The sequence below is a fragment of the Pseudomonas koreensis genome (assembly GCF_024169245.1).
Lineage (GTDB): Bacteria > Pseudomonadota > Gammaproteobacteria > Pseudomonadales > Pseudomonadaceae > Aquipseudomonas > Aquipseudomonas koreensis_F.
On the sequence record NZ_JALJWP010000001.1, the window covers coordinates 5,342,647 to 5,362,218 of the forward strand.

Here is a 19,572-nt window from a genome sequence, read left to right on the forward strand (position 1 = left end):
CAGTACTAAGTGTGGGAGCGAGCTTGCTCGCGAAGGGTCCGGAACAGGCAGTAGAGAATCAAAGCCCCTCCAGCTCCGCCATCAGATCATTCAACCGATCCACCTTCTCCTCGGTAATATCACTGGCCGCCAATCCATCGATGTACTCAGCCAGTTCCTCCACCGTGCTGCACTCGAACATCGCGCGCAGCGGCACATTGCGTTGCAGGGCTTTCTGTACCCGCGATGCAATTTGCGTCGCCAGCAAGGAATGCCCGCCGAGTTCGAAGAAGTTATCGCGCACGCCGACCTTTTCCACCTTCAACACCTCGGCCCAGATATCAGCCAGGGTCTGCTCCAGCTCGTTGCGCGGGGCCAGATAATCCTGGCTCTGCAACTGGCCGATCTCCAGCGCCGGCAAGGCGTTGCGGTCGAGCTTGCCGTTGGCATTGAGTGGCATCTGCTCCAGCCACAGCCAGTGCAGTGGCACCATGTATTCCGGCAGTTCGGCGCGCAGGCGCTGCTTGATCCGTTCCAGGCGTTCGCCCGGATTGAGCGCTGCATCGGCCGCGACCAGATAACCCACCAGGTGCTTGCCGTTGACGCCCTCCTGCACGCCAACCGCCGCGTCACGTACCTCCGGTTGTTCGTGCAGGCGCGCTTCGATTTCACCGAGCTCGATACGGTAACCGCGAATCTTCACCTGATGATCGACGCGGCCGACGTATTCCAGCACGCCGTCAGCGCGGCGTCGGGCCAGGTCACCGGTACGGTACAGACGCTCGCCCGGCGCGCCGAACGGGTTCGGCACGAATACCGGAGCCGTACGCAGCGGATCACTGACGTAGCCGCGACCGACACCGGTGCCAGCCACACACAATTCACCCACGGCGCCCAGCGGCACCAGATCCAGCGCACCATCGAGCAGATAGAGCAAGTTGTTGTCGGTCGGCGTGCCGATCGGCAAATAACTGCCGCGCGTCGAGGCCAGGTCAACGCGGAAGAACGCCACGTCGTCGGAACATTCCGCCGGGCCGTAGGCATTGACCAGACCGATGTCCGGGTAACGCAGCAGCCATTGATGCGCCAGTTCCGGCGGCATCGCTTCACCGGTCGGCAACATCCAGCGCAGACCGTCGAGGCTCATGTGGTCAGCGCCGAGCATGCCCTGAATCAGCGACGGCACACTCTCCAGCACGGTGATGCCTTGCGCCTGCACATGCGCCAGCAACCCTTGCGGATCGTGGGCAATCGCGTTCGGCACGATGTCGACCCGCGCGCCGAACAACGGCGCGGCGAGGAATTGCCAGACGGAAATGTCGAAGCTTTGCGAAGCGGTCTGCGCGATCACGTCGGCCTCGCTCAAGTCGAGGTACGGGCGTTTGCTCAACTGGTTGTTGAGCATGCCGCGCTGCTCGACCATCACGCCTTTTGGCAGGCCGGTCGAGCCCGAGGTGTAAATGACATAGGCGAGATTGTTCGGGCCGCTGTGAATTCCCAGATTACTCGCCGCTGCCGCCGACGCCTGCACCTCTTCCCACACCAGCAAGCGCGGACGATTCGAACAGCCGAACTCCTCGAGCAAGGTCTGCGCCTGATCACGGCAGGCAGCGCTGCACAGCAGCAACGGCGTGCGGCTGAGCTCGATGATGCGGCTCAGGCGCTGGCTCGGCAGGCCCGGGTCCAGCGGCAGGTAACCGGCGCCGGCCTTGAAGCTGCCGATGATCATGCCGAGCAGGTCGAGATTACGCTCGGCGAGCAACGCCACCGGTTGATCCATGCGCACACCGGCAGCGACCAGTGCATGGCCGACGCGATTGGCATTGTGGTTCAGCTCGGCGTAGCTCAATTGCTGATCGAGGCAACTGGCGGCAATGCGCTGCGGATGCGCCGCGACCTGGGCTTCGAACAGCGCCACGTAGCTTTGCTCCAGCGGATAGTCGTGGCCACTCTGGTTGCAACCGTGCAGGAGGAAATCGCGCTCTTCATCGCCCAGCAGCGGCAAATCGGCCATGTCGCCATGGAAGCCGTCGACCAGCGCCAGCAGCAGGCGCTTGAACTCAGCGAGCATGCGCTCGACCGTCGTCTCGTCGAAGTAACGCTGGTCATACGACAGGTGCAGGCCAAGGTCATCGCCCGGGTAGCACACCGCCGTCAGCGGGAAGTTGGTGTGGGTACGGCCGGAATCCGAGGTAGCATTCAGGCTCTGCGCGCGGTCCAGTACCGAGACTTCCACCGGTGCGTTTTCGAACACGAAGAGACTGTCGAACAGCGGCTGGCCTTTGGGCAATTCGCTCTGTTCTTGGATATTCACCAGCGGCAGGTACTCGTACTCGCGCAGTTGCATGTTGCTGTCGAGCAACGCGCTGAGCCACTGGCGCACGCTGCTGCGCTGATCGTCCGCAGGCATCTTCACCCGCAGGGCGATGCTGTTGATGAACAGGCCGACGGTGCGCTGCATTTCCGGCATGTCCACCGGACGCCCGGCCACAGTCACGCCGAACAGCACGTCGCGATCACCGCTCAGGCGTCGCAGGACCAGAGCCCACGCCGCTTGGGCGAAGGTGTTGACGGTCAGTTGATGTGCCTGCGCCAGCTCCCGCAGACGTGCGCCGTCCTCGACATTCAGACGAGTGTAACGGTCGCCGACGATCATGCCGCCGCTGTCACCGGCATGCTCGCGCAGGAACGGCCGGTCGCTCGGGATCGGCGTGGTGCGTTCGAAGCCTTGCAGATTCTGCCGCCACCACTGCCGCGCTTCGGCCAGGCTTTGGCGTTGCAGCCAGCCGATGTAGTCGCGATAACGCGGCGGCACGCTCAACTGCGCTTCACGACCTTCGCCAAGGGCGGTGTAGATCTCGAAGAAGTCGTTCATCAGCAGCGAGCGGCACCAGGCGTCGATGAGGATGTGGTGATTGCTCATCATGAACCAGTAGCGCGCCGCGCCGACCTTGATCAGGCGCAGGTGAAACGGCGCCTGATTGAGTAGATCGAAACCGGCCTCGCGCTCGCTTTTCAGCAAGGCTTGCAGCTTGGGTTCCTGCTCGGGTTCGGCGACCGCGCTCCAGTCCAGGTACTCGATCGGCGTGCGCCCGGGCGTGTGAATCACTTGCAGCATGTCTTCGCCGACGTTCCAGCAGAACGAGGCACGCAACGCTTCGTGACGGGCGACCACCGCTTGCCAGGCCTGAGCGAAACGATCGGGATCGAGTTCGCTGTTGATGCGATAACGATCCTGCATGTAATACAGACCGGTGCCCGGTTCGAGCAGAGTGTGCAGGAGCATGCCTTCCTGCATCGGCGTCAGCGGATAGACGTCTTCGATGTGCGCGGCCGGCACCGGCAAGGCGTCGAGTTGCGTCTGGGTCAGTTTTGCCAGCGGGAAGTCCGACGGCGTCAGACCGCCGGCCCCGTCCTGCAGGCAATGTTCGATCAGGCTTTGCAGCTCACCGACGTAAGCATCGGCCAGAGCGTGGATGGTCTGCGCGTCATAACGCTCGGCGCTGAAGGTCCAGCGCAGGAGCAATTCGCCGCCATACACCTGACTGTCGACGCTCAGCTCGTTCGGCAACGACGCCTGTGGATCGTGGGCGGCACCGACCGGCTCATCGAGAGGACGGAACAGCGCATCGCTGCCGAAGCTCTGGTCGAACTGGCCGAGGTAGTTGAAGGTGATCGGCGCGCTCGGCAGCGCGGCCATGCTCTGCCGGCAGCCGTCATCGGCGAGATAACGCAGCACGCCATAACCGAGACCTTTGTGCGGCACGGCACGCAGTTGTTCCTTGATCGCCTTGATCGAAGCGCCCTGCCCGGCGGCCTCTTCGATGGTGTGCGGAGTCAGGCGCAGCGGGTAGGCGCTGGTGAACCAGCCGACCGTGCGGGTCAGGTCGATCTCGTCGAACAGGGTTTCGCGGCCGTGGCCTTCCAGTTGAATCAGTGCCGAGGGCTGGCCGCTCCAGCGGCACAGCACACGGGCCAGCGCGGTCAGCAGCAGGTCGTTGACCTGAGTGCGATATGCGCTCGGTGCCTGTTGCAGCAACTGCCGGGTGCGCTCGGCATCGAGGCGTACGCTGACGGTTTGCGCATGACGATTCTGCCCGCCGCCCTGCGGATTCTCGCATGGCAGGTCAGCGCTCTGCCCGGCCAGTTGCGCTTGCCACCAGCTCAATTCTTCACGTAGCGATTCGCTGCCGGCGTAGGCCTGCAATCGCGCGGCCCAGTCCTTGAAGGCGCTGGTTTTCGCCGGCAGTCTCAGCGGCTGCGCAGCGTCGAGTTGGCGATACGCCGTTTGCAGATCGTCGAGCAACACGCGCCAGGAAACACCGTCGACCACCAAGTGGTGGATGGCGATAAACAGGCGTTGCTGCGCATCGGCGCCATCGACCAGCACTGCGCGCAGCAACGGGCCGTTGTGCAGATGCAGACTGCGTTGTGCGTCGGCGAACAGGGCTTCGCACTGATCCAGCGAATCGACGCTGAATTGCAGGAGAACGTCCTCATCCGTCAGCGGCTGATGCGTTGCTCGCCATGCGCCATCGGTTTCGCTGAAACGCAGACGCAGTGCATCGTGCTGCTCGATCACCGCCAGCAAAGCCTGGCGTAAACGTTGCGGCTCGAGCGGCACAGTCGGTTCCAGCAACAGCGCCTGATTCCAGTGCTGGCGCTCAGGAATTTCAGTGTCAAAGAACCAATGCTGAATCGGTGTCAGCCGCGATTCGCCGTCGACCAGACCTTGCTCGGCAGTCACCTGCTGCGTGCGACTGGCAACTGCAGCGAGCGTCTGCACGGTCTGATGCTGGAACAGATCACGCGGGCTGAAGTGAATACCCTGCTGACGCGCGCGGCTGACCACCTGAATCGATAGAATCGAGTCGCCACCGAGTTCGAAGAAGTTATCGTTGAGGCCGACCTGCCTGACGTTGAGCACGTCGCACCAGATCTGCGCCAGGGTCTGCTCCAGTTCGTTGCTCGGCGCGACGTAGTCCTGCCGATTGAGCTGCGGATCCGGTGCCGGCAAGGCGCGGCGGTCGAGTTTGCCGTTGGCGGTGAGCGGCATGCTCGCCAGCAGCATCAACTGGGTCGGCACCATGTAATCCGGCAGTTGCGCCTTGAGGTGAGCTTTCAGGGCCTCGCGCAATTCAGCTTGTTGCGCCTCACTTTGCTCGGCTACTTCGGTCACCAGGTAGCCCACCAGTTGCTTGCCACTCGGTGCGTCCAGCGCCAGCACTACGGCTTCGCGGATCGAAGGGTGATCGAGCAGGCGCGTTTCGATTTCGCCCAGCTCGATACGGAAACCACGGATCTTCACCTGATGGTCGATGCGCCCCAGATACTCGACCAGACCATCGGCACGCTGGCGCACCAGGTCGCCGGTGCGATACATGCGCCCGCCATCAGCGGCAAACGGGTCAGCGACGAAACGCTCGGCGGTGATGCCCGGACGGTCGTGATAGGCCTGGGCCAGACCGGCGCCGCCAACGAACAACTCACCGGTCGCACCTTGCGGCACCAACGCCAGATCGGCGTCGAGAATGTACGCGACCCGCGCGCCGATCACGCTGCCGATCGGCACACTGCCGGCGCCCTCTTCCAGCACCTGCGGCGCCAGACTGGCCAGCGGCATGACCACGGTTTCGGTCGGGCCGTAGGCGTTGAAGAACTGCGCCGGTTGGAACGCCGCGCGGATGCGCTGCAGATGCTCGCCGGTCAGCGCTTCGCCGCCGGTGATGATCATCCGCACCGGCAGGAATTCGTTCTGTGTAGCGAGGAACTGCGCCAACTGGCTGCCGTAGCTTGGCGTGAAGCCGAGGACGGTGATCCGATGCGCGCGAATCAAGCCGCAGATTTCTTCCGCATCCCACTGGCCTTGCGCCCGCAACACCACTTGCGCACCGCTGAGCAGCGGCACCAGCAGACGTTCGGTGGCGGCGTCGAAGTTGATCGAATAGAAATGCAGTTCACAGTCGTCCGGGCGCATGCCGAAGCATTCGATTACAGCCTGGCAATGCATGGCGATTTCGCCGTGGGACACCACCACGCCTTTCGGTTTGCCGGTCGAGCCCGAGGTGTAGATCAGATAAGCCTGATGTTGCGGCAGGCTGATAAACGGCAACTCGCTGGCCGGGTAGTCGGCCAATGCCGGGCTGTCATCTTCCAGGCACCAGCGCGCCACGCTTGGCGGCAACTCGCCGAGGGCTTCGAACATCGCCCGATAACTGAGCAGCAAACCGATGCGGCTGTCTTCGATCATGTAGTGCAGGCGGTCGAGCGGGTACTCCGGATCCAGCGGCACATAGGCGCCGCCCGCCTTGAGAATCGCCAGCAGGCCGATGACCATTTCCAGCGAACGCTCCAGCGCCAAGCCAACCCGCACTTGCGGGCCGACCGCGCGTTCACGCAACGCCCAGGCCAAGCGATTGGCGCGGGCATCGAGCTCGGCGTAGCTCAGGGTCTGTCCGGCGAAGGTCAGCGCCGGCGCGTCTTTGCGCGCCAGTGCCTGTTCAGCGAACAGGTGATGGATGCACTGATCGAGACGATGCTCGCCCGGCTCGACGCCGAGGCTGTCGAGCAGCTGCTGTTGCTCAGGCTTATCGAGCAGCGGCAGTTCACTGAGGCGTTGCTGCGGATCAGCGATCAACGCTTCAAGCAGGTTGCGCCAATGCCTGGCCATGCGCGCGATGGTCGGTTCGTCGAACAGATCGGTGCTGTAGGTCAGGCAGCACCCGAGGCGATGGTCGAGGTCGGTGACTTCCAGATTGAGGTCGAACTTGGTCGCCCGCGCATCGTTGGCCAGATACTCGACGGTCATGCCGGCCAGCGTGCGGCTTTGCTGGAATTCCCAGCGCTGGACGTTGCACATCACCTGGAACAGCGGGTTGTAAGCGGCGCTGCGCGGCGGTTGCAAGGCTTCGACCAGATGATCGAACGGCAGATCCTGATGGGACTGGCCTTCGATCACCGTGTGGCGCACTTGCTCGAACAATTCGCCGACCGACATCTGCCCGTCGAGCTGGCAACGCAGCACCTGGGTGTTGAGGAACGCCCCGATCAGCCCTTCGCTTTCCGGGCGGATGCGGTTGGCCACCGGCGCGCCGATGCGCAGGTCGGTCTGGCCGCTGTAGCGGTAGAGCAACGTGGCGAGCGCGGCGGTCATGGTCATGAACAGGGTCAGACCGTTTTGCCCGTTGAACGCCCGCACCCGGGCGGCGAGATCGTCGCTCAGATCGAAGCGGAACAGCTCGCCCTGATGGCTCTGTACCGGTGGACGCGGACGGTCGCCGGGCAATTCCAGCAGCGGATGTTCGCGGCCCAGTTGTGCAGTCCAATAATCGAGTTGGCGCTGACGCTCGCCGGATTCCAGCCACTGGCGCTGCCAGACGCTGTAGTCGAGGTATTGCACCGGCAGCGGTTCAAGCGGTGATTCGCGCTCGTCGACGAACGCTTCGTACAACGCGCTGAGTTCACGGGCAAAGATGTCCATCGCCCAGCCTTCGGTGACGATGTGGTGCAGGGTCAGAACGAAGTAATGCTCGTGCTCGGCAGTCTTGACCAGACAGGCGCGCAGCAGCGGGCCGGTTTCCAGGTCGAACGGCTGGTGCGCCTCTGCATCGGCCAGTTGCTGGACTTGTAGCTCCCGGACTTCTGCCGGCAGGCTGGAGAAATCCTTCCAGCCCATGCGCACGCCGGTCTCGGCATGCACTTGCTGGCGGGCGACACCGTGAACACTTGGGAACGTTGTGCGCAGGGTTTCGTGACGCAGGATCAGCGCCTGCAACGCCGCCTCGAAATGCTCGACATGCAGCACGCCACGCAGGCGCGCCATGCCACCGACGTTGTACGCCGGGCTGTCCGGTTCCATCTGCCAGAGGAACCACATGCGCTGCTGCGAATAGGACAGCGGCACCGCTTGGCTGCGATCGACTTTGCCGATCGGCAGTTGTTGGTTGGTGCGGCCGCTGGCCTGGATCAAACGGATCTGTTCGGCGTAATCGCCCAGTTCGCTGTGCTCGAACAGCGTGCGCAGCGGCAGCTCGACGTCACAGGCCTGACGTGTGCGCGAAATGATTTGTGTGGCCAGCAGCGAGTGACCGCCGAGGGCAAAGAAATCGTCACGCAGGCCAATCTGATTGAGGCCGAGCACTTCACGCCAGATGGCGGCGATTTGTTGTTCCAGTTCGCTGACCGGTTCGACGTGTTCACGCACCTGCCATTGCGGTTCAGGCAAGGCGCGGCGGTCGAGTTTGCCGCTGGGGCTCAGCGGCATCGCGTCGAGGCGCAGCAGTTGCGCCGGGACCATGTACTCCGGCAGCTCGCCGGCCAAGGCGGTTTTCAGGCGAGCGATTTGCTCATCGGCATCTTCACGCAAATCGGTTGTCGTGAAGTAGCCGATCAGTTGCGCACCGGCAGCGGTTTCGCGCACCAGCACCACGGCTTGGGCGACGCCCTCCTGAGCGAGCAGCCGCGCCTGGATTTCTTCCGGTTCAACGCGAAAGCCGCGCAGCTTGACCTGCTGGTCGAGACGGCCGAGGTATTCGATCACACCGTCGGAGGTCCAGCGCGCACGGTCGCCAGTGCGGTACAAACGTGCCCCCTGCTCGCCCAGTGGATCGACGACGAAGCGTTCAGCGGTCAACGCCGGACGGCGGAGATAGCCACGGGCCAGACCGCTGCCGCTGATGCACAGCTCACCCGGCACGCCCGCCGGAACCGGGTTGAGATCGGCATCGAGGATGCGGCAGATCACATTGCCCAGCGGCCGGCCAATCGGCGAGCGCTCGCCATCGGCAGTTGTGCAGTGCCAATGGGTGACGTTGATCGCGGTTTCAGTCGGGCCGTAGCGGTTGTGCAACTGCACCGCCGGCAGTTGCGCGAGGACGCGATTGCGCAGTTCGGCGGGCAGGGCTTCACCGCCGGAGAATACCCGACGCAGGCTGGTGCATTCGGCACTCAGCGGCTCGTCGATAAACAGCGCCAGCAACGGCGGGACGAAGTGCAGCGTAGTCACGCCGTGCTCCTGGACCAGTTGCGCAATGCGATGCGGGTCACGGTGCTCGCCCGGGGCGGCAAGCAGCAGGCGCGCGCCGGTGATCAGTGGCCAGAAGCATTCCCACACCGAGACGTCGAAACTGATCGGCGCTTTTTGCATCAGCACGTCGGTTTCGTCGAGAAGGTAAGTGTCCTGCATCCATTGCAGGCGCTCGGCCAGCGCGGCGTGGGTGTTGCCGACGCCTTTCGGTTGCCCGGTGGAACCCGAGGTGTAAATCACGTAGGCGAGGTTGTCGCCGTGCAGGTGCAGGCCCGGTGCGTGGCTCGGCCATTTGTCCAGGTGCAAGGCGTCCATGGCGATCACACTGACACCGTCGCTGGCTGGCAGGCGCTCAAGCAGTTCGGTCTGGGTCAGGAGCAATTCGACGCCGCTGTCGCTGAGCATGTAGGCGAGGCGTTCGGCCGGATAATCCGCATCCAGCGGTACATAAGCGCCGCCAGCCTTGATGATCGCCAGCAGACCAATCAGCAATTGCGGTGAACGCTCGGCGGCGATGGCCACGCACACGTCCGGGCCAACGCCTTTGTCGCGCAGGTAATGCGCGAGTCGGTTGGCTTGCGCGTGCAGCTCGGCAAAATCCAGGCTACCGCCGTCCCATACCAGTGCGGTGCGTTGCGGGGTGTGTCGCAATTGTTGCTCAAGCAATTCCGGCAGCCACTGTTGCGCCGCGGTGCACGGTGCGATGCTCCAGTCGTTGTGCTGTTGTTGCTCGCTGGCGGTCAACAAGCGCAGATCGCCGATGGCCTGCTCTGGACGTTCGCAAACCGCGCTTAGCAGATTATAAAAATGCTCGGCCAGTCGCTCGATGGTCGCGGCGTCGAACAGTTCGCTGGCGTAGTCGAACGACAAGGTCAGGCGTCCGTTACGGTCTTCTTCACTGTGCAATTGCAGATCGAACTTGGCTTCGCGGCTGTGCCACGGCAGCTCTTCGGCGAGCAGACCCGGCAAGCGCTTGAGCGCACTGAGGTCGCGCTGCTGATGGTTGAACATGACCTGGAACAGACCCTGTTCGCGGGCCTGCGGGAAGGCTTCAAGCAGTTGCTCGAAGGGCAGATCCTGATTGGCTTGAGCACCCAGAGCAGCCTGGCGGGTCTGGCCTAACAGCTCTGCAAACGGCAGGCGCGAATCGATCTGTGCACGCAGTACCTGGGCGTTGATGAAGAAGCCGATCAGGCCTTGGGTTTCCAGGCGCGGGCGGTTGGCGTTGGGCACGCCGATGCGAATATCGCGCTGGCCGCTGTAGCGGTGCAGCAGACTTTGAAATGCGGCGAGCAGGAGCATGAACGGCGTGGCTTCGTGTGTCTGCGCCGTGTGCCGGATCGCCTCGCTGAGCTGAGCACTCAGGCGCACGCTGCGCCGCGCGGCGCTGTGACTTTTTTGCGCCGAGCGCGGGTGGTCGGTAGCCAGTTCCAGTGTCGGATGCTCATCGCCCAACTGCGCTTTCCAGTACGCCAGTTGCCGCTCGCCCTCGCCTTGCGCCAGCCATTGCCGTTGCCAGTTGCCGTAGTCGGCGTATTGCGTGGGCAGCGCTGCCAGATTCGCCGTCGTACCCTGCGCAGCGGCGGCGTAGAGGCGCGAGAACTCGTCGAGGAGAATATTCAGCGACCAGCCGTCGGCGATGATGTGGTGCAGGGTCACCAGCAACTGATGCTCTTCCTCATCGAGGCGCACCAGCGTCACTCGCAGCAGCGGGCCTTTTTCCAGATCGAATTGAGTGCGCGCCTCGTCTTCGCGAATCTGCTCGGCGCGGGTTTCACGCTCGGGCGCTGGCAGGCCGCTGATGTCGATCAGTTGCAGATTGAATTCGGCAGCGGCGAGCACTTGCTGCAATGCCACACCGTCGCGTTCGAAGAAACGTGTGCGCAAAGATTCGTGGCGTTCGATCAGTTGCTGGAAGCTGCTGCGCAAGGCGTCTTCATCCAATTCGCCACGCAAGCGCAGGCCACCGGGAATGTTGTAGGCGCTGCTGTGCGAGTCGAGTTGCCAGGTAATCCACAGACGGTTTTGCGCCAGCGACTGTGGCATCGGCTCGCTGCGCGACAGCGTGGTGATCGCATCCTGGGCGCTGCCGCCGTCCTGTTGCTGCTGCGCCACAGCGGCGGTGAAGGCGGACAAAGTGGGGGCTTCGAACAGCAGGCGCAGACTCAGCTCTACACCCAGTTTTTCGCGAACCCGCGCGACCACTTGCGTCGCGGCGATCGAGTTGCCGCCGAGCAGGAAGAAGTGATCGTCGGCGTTGATCTGTTTGACGTTGAGTTGCTCGGCCCAGATCTGCCCGATCAAGGTTTCGAGATCCGAAGTGCTGCTGATCGCGTTTTCCGTTACCGCTGTGATCGAAGGGAACAGCGCATAGCTGTCGAGGCTGCCCTCGGCCAGACGATTGCGGCACGCCGAGCGCTGCAGTTTGCCGCTGGAGGTTTTCGGCAACGCGCCCGGATTGAGCAGCACCACCACACTTGGCGCCTCTTGATACGCCTCGGCCACGGCTTGACGAATGGCTTTGATCAGCGCTTCTGGCGGAAGGATTTTCTGTACGCTGCGGCTGATTTCCGCAGCGATGCCGATGCCCTCTTCGCCGTCGTGATCAACCGCGAATGCCGCCACGCGGCCCTTGCGCACGACTTCGACTTCACGTTCGACGGTCTGCTCGATGTCCTGCGGATAGAGGTTGTGACCACGGACGATGAGCATGTCTTTCAGGCGTCCGGTGACGAACAGTTCGCCGTCCCGAACAAAGCCCAGATCCCCGGTGCGCAACCAGGTGCGGCCGGCGTGCTGAACGAAGGTCTTGGCGCTGGCTTCGGGATTGCGCCAGTAACCGTGGGCGATGCTCGGGCCGGCGGCCCAGACTTCACCGACGGCGTTATCGGCGAGTTCTTCGAGGGTATTCGGGTCGACAATCAGCACCGCGTGCTCAGGCTGGCTGATGCCACAGCTCATGATCGCGCTGCCGGCGCCCGGCTCTGCGCGGTTTTGCGCCAGCGCCTGATCGTCCACGCGCAGCGCCGGGATGCCGGTGCCGCGGGGCGTGCCGGCGACAAACAGGGTCGCCTCGGCCAGACCGTACGAAGCCATGAAACTGCTTTCGTTGAAACCGCAGGCGGCGAATTTCTCGGCGAAACGTTCAAGAGTGTCGAGGCGGATCGGCTCGGAGCCGGAATAGGCCACGCGCCAACGGCTCAGATCAAGGCGCTCCAGCGCCGATTCGCTGACCCGCTCGCTGCACAGGCGATAGGCGAAATCCGGCCCGCCGCTGATGGTGCCGCCGTATTCGGCGATCGCTTCCAGCCAGCGCAATGGCCGCCCGAGGAAGTACGCCGGCGACATTAGAATGCACGGCACGCCGCTGAAGATCGGCTGCAGCAGACCGCCGATCAGACCCATGTCGTGATACAGCGGCAACCAGCTGACGATGACGTCGTCCGGGTTGACGTCGATGCCGAATCCGTGACGGATCAGCAGTTCGTTGGCGACCAGATTGCCGTGGCTGACTTGCACGCCCTTGGGCAGCGCGGTGGAACCGGAAGTGTATTGCAGGAAGGCGATGTGCTCGGCCGGCAGGTCCGGTTCAACCCAGCGTTCGGCCAGCGCGCTGTCGAGTGTGTCGACACATAGCAGAGGCGGCGCCCCGTCGATTTGCTGCAAGGCGTCGCGCAGGTCGGCGCTGGTCAGCAACAGCTTCGGTTCGGCGTCGGCGATGATCGACAGCAAACGCTCCTGATGATGACGACGCGCGGACTCCGGCGGATAGGCCGGCACCGCAATCACACCGGCATACAGGCAACCGAAAAACGCCGCGACGTAATCCGCACCACTGGGAAACAGCAGCACCGCGCGCTCACCGAAACCGGCCTCGGCCTGCAACGCAGCGGCGATGGTGCGCGCGCGTTGATCCAGTTCGCGATAGCTGAGCACCACAGCCTGCTCGGCGTTTTCGGCGAGAAAACGCAAGGCCAGTCGGTCCGGCGTCAGGGCTGCGCGACGCTTGAGGGCATGGACCAGGGTGCTGGGGAGTTCGAACGCGTCGGTCATGAGGTTTCCTGCCTGAATTCGGCTTGCAAGTGGAATCGGGGTGCTGCGTCACGCCTGTCGATAGGCGTGCGGGGCGCGGTCTGTGCCGACCGCGCAAGGCATCGGAATGCGCTGTGGCCGGGGATCTACACCCGCAACCATTCACCAATGAGAACGAATGACGTCTGCAAATAATTAGTCGGCAGCCGCGACGTCCAGTGGGGCGAGGGTGCGGCGGCGTGTCGCAGTTCGCAAAACACATCGACTTACAGCACTACTTCTCTTTCTCATTTGACAATCATTATCATTCAACATAATTTGTCGCTCGATGTGTAGGACGGCGCCGTCCCCCGAGGCCCTCCCACTAACCTATTGGCAGCAAGGTGATTTCCATGACGGAACAAGTATCCACAAGCAGGTGCGATTCACCGCTACTTCAGGCATTCGTCGACAATCGACTGATTCTGGTCAAGATTGCAGCCCGCATTACCGGTTGCCGGTCTCGTGCCGAAGATGTGGTTCAGGATGCGTTTTTCAGACTGCAATCGGCGCCGCCGATCACGTCGTCGATCAAGGCTCAGTTGAGCTACCTGTTCCAGATCGTGCGCAACCTCGCCATCGATCACTACCGCAAGCAGGCGCTCGAACAGAAATACTCAGGCCCGGAAGAGGAAGGCTTGAACGTGGTGATTCAGGGCGCTTCGCCGGAAACCTCGCATATCAACTTCTCGACCCTGGAACACATCGCCGATGCGCTGACCGAGCTGCCCAGCCGCACCCGCTACGCCTTTGAGATGTACCGCTTGCACGGCGTACCGCAGAAAGACATCGCCAAGGAACTCGGCGTTTCGCCGACCCTGGTCAACTTCATGATTCGTGATGCTCTGGTGCACTGCCGCAAGGTCTCGGGCAGTCGGCGGGATGTGGTGAACGCGGGTCGTCGCTGAACCCGCGTCGCCTGAAGGAAAAAAGATCGCAGCCTTCGGCAGCTCCTACATGAGGAATGCATTCCTCTGTAAGAGCTGCCGAAGGCTCGGGCCGCGATCGGACGATCTTTTTGCTTGATGCGATATCAGGCCAACCGGCACCGATCAAAAAACCGCTCTCGCCCGAGAATCATCAGCGCCGCACGCTTGTGCGGGAAATCGAATTCCTTCTCGCAGTGGAAGCACTGATTCTGCATATGCCCGATCATCCTCGCGTTATCGGCACGCGGCTCGGCGACCACGCGCTGGGTGCGTGGGTCATCGAGAAACAGGTAATGCACCAGCGCAGATAACCAGCTCGCCACCTTGTGCGGGCCGCGATGACTTTCCTCGCCGACCAGCATGTGAATGCCACGGTCGTAATCGCCGGCATGGTAGAACGGCGCGATGCGGTCTTCCTTGGCCCAATAGGCTTCGAAATAGGCAAATGGCTGATCGTCAAAACAGCCGATCAGCGTCAACGTGTGCGGATCGGCATCGAGCTTGCTCAGATATTCGCGATGCTGCTCAAGGCTGCCCTCCTCCTGCCAGAAGCTCGCCACGCGCGGGGTGTTCTGCCAGCGATTGAAGCGCGACAGATCTTCCTCGATTTCCAGCGTGCGCAAGGAAATCCACGCGCCGAGCCGCGCATCGAAACGCCGATAGACTTCACCCCGCGGCTTCACCGGGCGCAGCGGATGGCGCTTGCCCTGGCTGATGACCATTTGCTGCGGATAGCTGCCGGTCATTGAAGCGCCGAGCCACGGTTGCGGCAGTTGCCAGAACAGCGTGCGCTCGCAGCGATATTCGCCGGCAACTTCCGTGTTGATCAATAAACCAGTGAGCAAGGCTTCGCTCGGCGGTTGATCGAGTTGCCAGGTCAACTGCTGACACGCCGGGTCACGGGCGAACAACCAATAGCAGGCCGCCCACAGGGCTTGCCCGGGCGGAAGGGCGAAACGCTCGTCGAGCTGGATCGGACCTTTGCCGTCACGGTCGAGGCGCAGCCGAATCAACGGCTGCCCGTCCAGGCTCAGGCTCAAGCGGCTCTCGGTGGCATCAGCGATCAATCGACTGCCCGAGGGCAACGCCAGGGCAGTCAGGTCATTCAGATTGGACATGGGTCGGGCTCACGTAATCGTCGACAGTTCAACGAAGTGACGTGAGCCGGGAGGGGAAATTTAAGCGCTAGACAAAAACAGTGTTCAGGGATGAGGCACCGGCACTACGGCAATCCTGTACGGTTCGAAAATCTTCAGCAGTTCGCCATTGTCGCGCAGGGCTTGCAGCAGCTTACCGAAGGCTTCGCCAGTGATCGGAGCGCTCGGTCGCAGAATCGCGTAGTGGTGATAGATCTGATCGGTACGCTGCGAGGGCAGCAAAGCATCGCGGACCTTTTCGTTGCGCAGCAGGTAATCGAACAGATAGGAACGGGTCACCAGGGCAATGTCGGCGCGCCCGCGCAGGACCATCAGCAGATTGCTGTCGTGGGAATAGGTCAGCGTGGCGTTGTAGTTTTTCGCGAGGTATTTCGGGTCGGCGTTGAAGTTGGCAAATTCGTAGTGATAACCGCTGAACAGTGCCAGACGCTTGCCCGACAGGCTGGAGAAATAGCTCTGCTGGCGGCCGTCTTCGCGTTGCGCGACGAAAATCTCGGCGTCTTCCAGGCCCATGTCGACGTCATCGTGGGGAATGTCTTTCCAGCCCCACTCGGGGTTTTCGAAGATCGCCATGTCGATCCGGCCCTGCTTGAAATCACCGAAGCGGCGCGGGATCGACGTCGGCACCAGGACGAACTGATAGTCGCTCTGCGAACTGTTCAGCGCTTCGATCAATTGTGGCAACAGGCCGGTGTCGGCGCCGTTCTCCGGGCGAATCGTATAGGGCGGGAAATGCGCGGCGCCGACCCGGACCAATTGCGCTGACTGAGCGGGCAATACCCATAACGCAGCCAGCGCAGCGAGCATCAGCCCGGCGGCTGTCCGAATTGGCGAAGACTTCAAAACACCCCACTCCCCGAAAAAAATAGCGATCAATGCATTCAAGCTAGGCGGTTTCGCCGACTTAGCCAGTTTCCCGGCCGGTCCGACAACCGTTCAACGCCCTTCGAGGACCAGAATCAGCGCCTCATCGGCGAGTTGATCGAGGCTCAAACTGCCGCCAGCACGGAACCAGGTAGTGGTCCAGGACAGTGCGCCGGTGAGGAAACGTCGGGTAATAAAAACGTCGCCGCGAATATAGCCGGCGTCCTTGGCTTCACCCAGAACCTGCAGCCAGATGTCCTCATAAACGTCACGCAGGGCGAGGACTTTAGCCTGGCCATCTTCGGACAATGAGCGCCATTCGTACACCAGCACCGCCATCGCCTCGCCGCTGCCGCCCATGATCGACTGCAACTCGCAGCGAATCAGCGCCAGCACCTTGTCGCGCACGTCGCTTGCCTCGGCCAGGGCTGCGCGCATGAGCGCGGTGTTGTAGCGGATGGTTTCCTCCATCACCGCGCGCAGGATTTCGTCCTTGCTTTTGAAGTGATGAAAAATGCTGCCCGACTGAATGCCCACAGCGCTGGCCAGATCGCGCACCGTGGTGCGCTCGTAGCCTTTGTTGCGAAACAGGTGAGCCGCCACTTGCAGCAATTTGCCGCGGGCGCTGTCGGGGTCGGTCAGCTGGCCTTGGTCGACCAGTTCGCGCATGACCCGCAGGGCTTTTTGCTCGTCCACCCGTTCTCTCCTACAGTCGATCAGTGTGTTGCCCCCTGTTACCGCAGGGTTGCGCGCAATTTAAGCCGCGCGCGGGCACCAAGCAAGCGCTTGGGCAGAAGAATGTTTCGCCTGTTTACAAACCAAGCGCTTGCTTGGTAGCCTCCAGACACTTCTGTCGCAGGTTCCTGAGTCGGAGATAAAAATGCCAACCACCGTGCGAATCGGCTGTGCCAGTGCCTTCTGGGGCGACACGTCCACCGCTGCCGCCCAGCTTGTCTCGGGGGGAAACCTGGATTATCTGGTATTCGATTATCTGGCCGAGATCACCATGTCGCTGATGGCCGGCGCGCGCCTGAAAGACCCGCAGGCTGGGTTCGCTGGCGACTTCGTTGAAGTGCTGGCGCCGCTGCTGACGCAACTGGCCGAGCAGAACATCCGCGTGATCAGCAATGCCGGCGGGGTCAATCCGCAGGCCTGTGCGGCGGCCCTGCAAGCGGCGTGCGACCAGGCCGGGGTCCAGCTGAAGATTGCCGTGTTGCTCGGCGATGACCTGCAAGGACAACTCAAAAACCCAGCCGACATCCGCGAAATGTTCAGCAGCGCCCCGCTACCGCGAATGTGCGTGTCGACCAACGCCTATCTCGGCGCGCCAGGGATTGTCGAAGCCTTGCGCCTGGGCGCCGACGTAGTCATCACCGGTCGGGTGGTCGACAGCGCCGTGGTCAGCGCGGCGCTGGTCCACGAATTCGGCTGGTCGTGGCATGACTACGACAAACTCGCCCAGGCCGCACTGGCCGGGCACATCATCGAGTGCGGCGCACAGTGCACCGGCGGCAATTTCACCGACTGGCGCGAGGTGCCGGATTACGAGCACATCGGTTTTCCGATCGTCGAGGTCAATGCCGATGGCCAGTTCCTTGTCAGCAAACCGGAAGGCTCAGGAGGGCTGGTCACACCGCTGACCGTTGGCGAGCAGATGCTCTATGAAATCGGCGATCCGCAGGCTTACTTGCTACCCGACGTGATCTGCGATTTCACCCAGGTCAAACTCCAGCAACAAGGCAAAAACGTCGTGCAGGTGCACGGTGCCAAAGGCCTGCCACCCACCGACAAATACAAGGTCAGCGCGACATATCCGGACGGTTTTCGCTGCACCGCCAGTTGCCTGATGGCCGGCATCGACGCGGTGGACAAGGCGCGGCGGGTCAGCCAGGCGATTATCGACAAGACCGCCGAGATGTTCAGCCTGAGCGGCTGGGCGCCCTACAGCGAAACCCATGTCGAACTGCTCGGCAGCGAAGCCACTTACGGCCCCCATGGCCAGCGCCGCGACAGCCGCGAAGTGGTGATCAAAATCGCCGTGCGCCATCCCGACAAACGCGCGCTGGTGCTGTTTTCCAAAGAGATCGCCCAGGCCGCGACCGGTATGGCGCCCGGTCTGACCGGCATCGTCGGCGGACGTCCGACCGTGTACCCGGTCATCCGCCTGTTCTCATTTCTCGTAGATAAAAATGCCTGCACACTGCAAATCGACATGGCCGGTGAGCGCCATCCGTGCGCCCTACCCGATCCAGTGGCCCTCGACAGCGCAGATTTGCCGGTCGCCCAGCAACCGCCCAAACCCCAGGGCCGCGCCGATGCCAGTGTGCCGTTGGTGAAACTGGCGGTGGCACGCTCCGGCGACAAGGGCAACCACAGCAACATAGGCGTGATGCCGCGTCATCCCGATTACCTGCCGTGGATCGCCGAAGCGCTGACAACTTCGGTGGTTGTCGACTGGATGCGCCACGTCCTTGATCCAGTGCTCGGGCGTGTTGAACGCTGGTACCTGCCCGGCACCCACAGCCTCAACTTTCTCTTGGAAAACGCCCTCGGCGGTGGCGGTGTCGCCAGTCTGCGCATCGACCCGCAGGGCAAAGCCTTCGCCCAGCAATTATTGGAAATCCAGATCCCGGTGCCGCAGAGCATCGCCGAACAGCTCGACTAGAGGATGGTGTGCATGGCTTACGCGTCGATTTTCCGCGCCGATCTGTTCAGCGGCCGGAACCTGATTGTCACCGGCGGCGGCAGCGGCATCGGACGCTGCACCGCCCATGAACTGGCGGCGCTCGGCGCCAATGTGTTGCTGGTCGGACGCAAGCCGGACAAGCTGGAAAAAGTCGCCGCTGAAATCGCCAAGGACGGCGGCCGCGCGCACTGGAAGGCCTGCGATATCCGCGATGAAGAAGCGGTCAAACAACTGGTCAAAGAGCTGATCGCCGAACACGGGCCGATCCACGGTCTGGTCAACAACGCCGGCGGTCAGTACCCGTCGCCATTGGCCTCGATCAATCAGAAGGGGTTTGAAACCGTGTTGCGCACCAATCTGGTCGGCGGTTTTCTGATGGCGCGCGAAGTGTTCAACCAGTCGATGAGCAAACACGGCGGCAGCATCGTCAACATGCTCGCCGACATGTGGGGCGGCATGCCCGGCATGGGCCACTCCGGCGCGGCGCGCTCGGGCATGGACAACTTCACCAAGACTGCCGCGTTCGAGTGGGGTTATGCCGGGGTGCGGGTCAACGCCGTGGCGCCGGGCTGGATTGCGTCCAGCGGCATGGACACTTACGAAGGCGCATTCAAAGCGGTGATTCCGACCCTGCGCGAGCATGTGCCGCTCAAGCGTATCGGCACCGAATCGGAAGTCAGTGCGGCGATCGTGTTTCTGCTCAGCCCGGCGGCGGCGTTCATCAGCGGCACCACAGTGAAAATCGACGGCGCCGCCAGCCTCGGCAGTCGTGCATGGCCGCTGCACAAGGCCAGCCACAGCGAATCGTTCAACGGCTTTCACCGCGCCTATTTACCTGACGTGCTCAAGGACAAGGAATAA

Annotated in this window: 7 protein-coding genes; 3 read left to right on the forward strand and 4 right to left on the reverse strand. The window is 62.6% G+C overall.

What is annotated here, in order from left to right:
- Positions 1-58: 58 nt before the first annotated feature.
- Positions 59-13,057 (reverse strand): non-ribosomal peptide synthetase, encoded by a 12,999-nt coding sequence (locus J2Y90_RS23670; protein WP_253503940.1) that lies wholly within the window; start codon positions 13,055-13,057, stop codon positions 59-61.
- Positions 13,058-13,428: 371 nt separating this feature from the next.
- Here J2Y90_RS23670 and J2Y90_RS23675 point away from each other — a divergent pair, with 371 nt between their 5' ends.
- Positions 13,429-13,983, forward strand: coding sequence for an RNA polymerase factor sigma-70 (locus tag J2Y90_RS23675; protein WP_253503942.1), 555 nt, complete (start codon positions 13,429-13,431; stop codon positions 13,981-13,983).
- 125 nt (positions 13,984-14,108) lie between these two features.
- Here the strand turns inward: J2Y90_RS23675 and J2Y90_RS23680 are convergent, their stop codons facing one another.
- The 3 genes from J2Y90_RS23680 to J2Y90_RS23690 form a co-directional block, all read right to left on the reverse strand.
- Positions 14,109-15,122: a GNAT family N-acetyltransferase gene (locus J2Y90_RS23680; protein WP_253503945.1), complete on the reverse strand. Its 1,014-nt coding sequence runs from the start codon at positions 15,120-15,122 to the stop codon at positions 14,109-14,111.
- Between the two features lie 84 nt (positions 15,123-15,206).
- A complete protein-coding gene (locus J2Y90_RS23685; RefSeq protein WP_253503948.1) occupies positions 15,207-16,004 on the reverse strand; it encodes a substrate-binding periplasmic protein in 798 nt (265 codons plus the stop codon).
- Between the two features lie 93 nt (positions 16,005-16,097).
- Positions 16,098-16,721 carry a TetR/AcrR family transcriptional regulator gene (locus tag J2Y90_RS23690; RefSeq protein ID WP_253503951.1) on the reverse strand — a complete coding sequence of 208 codons (624 nt, stop codon included), beginning with the start codon at positions 16,719-16,721 and terminating at the stop codon, positions 16,098-16,100.
- 184 nt (positions 16,722-16,905) lie between these two features.
- On the opposite strand from J2Y90_RS23690, the gene J2Y90_RS23695 reads away from it, so the two are divergent.
- Both J2Y90_RS23695 and J2Y90_RS23700 read left to right on the forward strand, forming a co-directional pair.
- Positions 16,906-18,690 (forward strand): acyclic terpene utilization AtuA family protein, encoded by a 1,785-nt coding sequence (locus J2Y90_RS23695; protein ID WP_253503954.1) that lies wholly within the window; start codon positions 16,906-16,908, stop codon positions 18,688-18,690.
- 12 nt (positions 18,691-18,702) lie between these two features.
- Positions 18,703-19,572, forward strand: coding sequence for an SDR family oxidoreductase (locus J2Y90_RS23700; RefSeq protein ID WP_253503957.1), 870 nt, complete (start codon positions 18,703-18,705; stop codon positions 19,570-19,572).

What these genes read in the sequence shown, in the direction of transcription:
- J2Y90_RS23670 (WP_253503940.1), bottom strand. Translation starts at nt 13,057, where the DNA reads ATGACCGACGCGTTCGAACTCCCCAGCACCCTGGTCCATGCCCTCAAG.
- J2Y90_RS23675 (WP_253503942.1), top strand. Translation starts at nt 13,429, where the DNA reads ATGACGGAACAAGTATCCACAAGCAGGTGCGATTCACCGCTACTTCAG.
- J2Y90_RS23680 (WP_253503945.1), bottom strand. Translation starts at nt 15,122, where the DNA reads ATGTCCAATCTGAATGACCTGACTGCCCTGGCGTTGCCCTCGGGCAGT.
- J2Y90_RS23695 (WP_253503954.1), top strand. Translation starts at nt 16,906, where the DNA reads ATGCCAACCACCGTGCGAATCGGCTGTGCCAGTGCCTTCTGGGGCGAC.
- J2Y90_RS23700 (WP_253503957.1), top strand. Translation starts at nt 18,703, where the DNA reads ATGGCTTACGCGTCGATTTTCCGCGCCGATCTGTTCAGCGGCCGGAAC.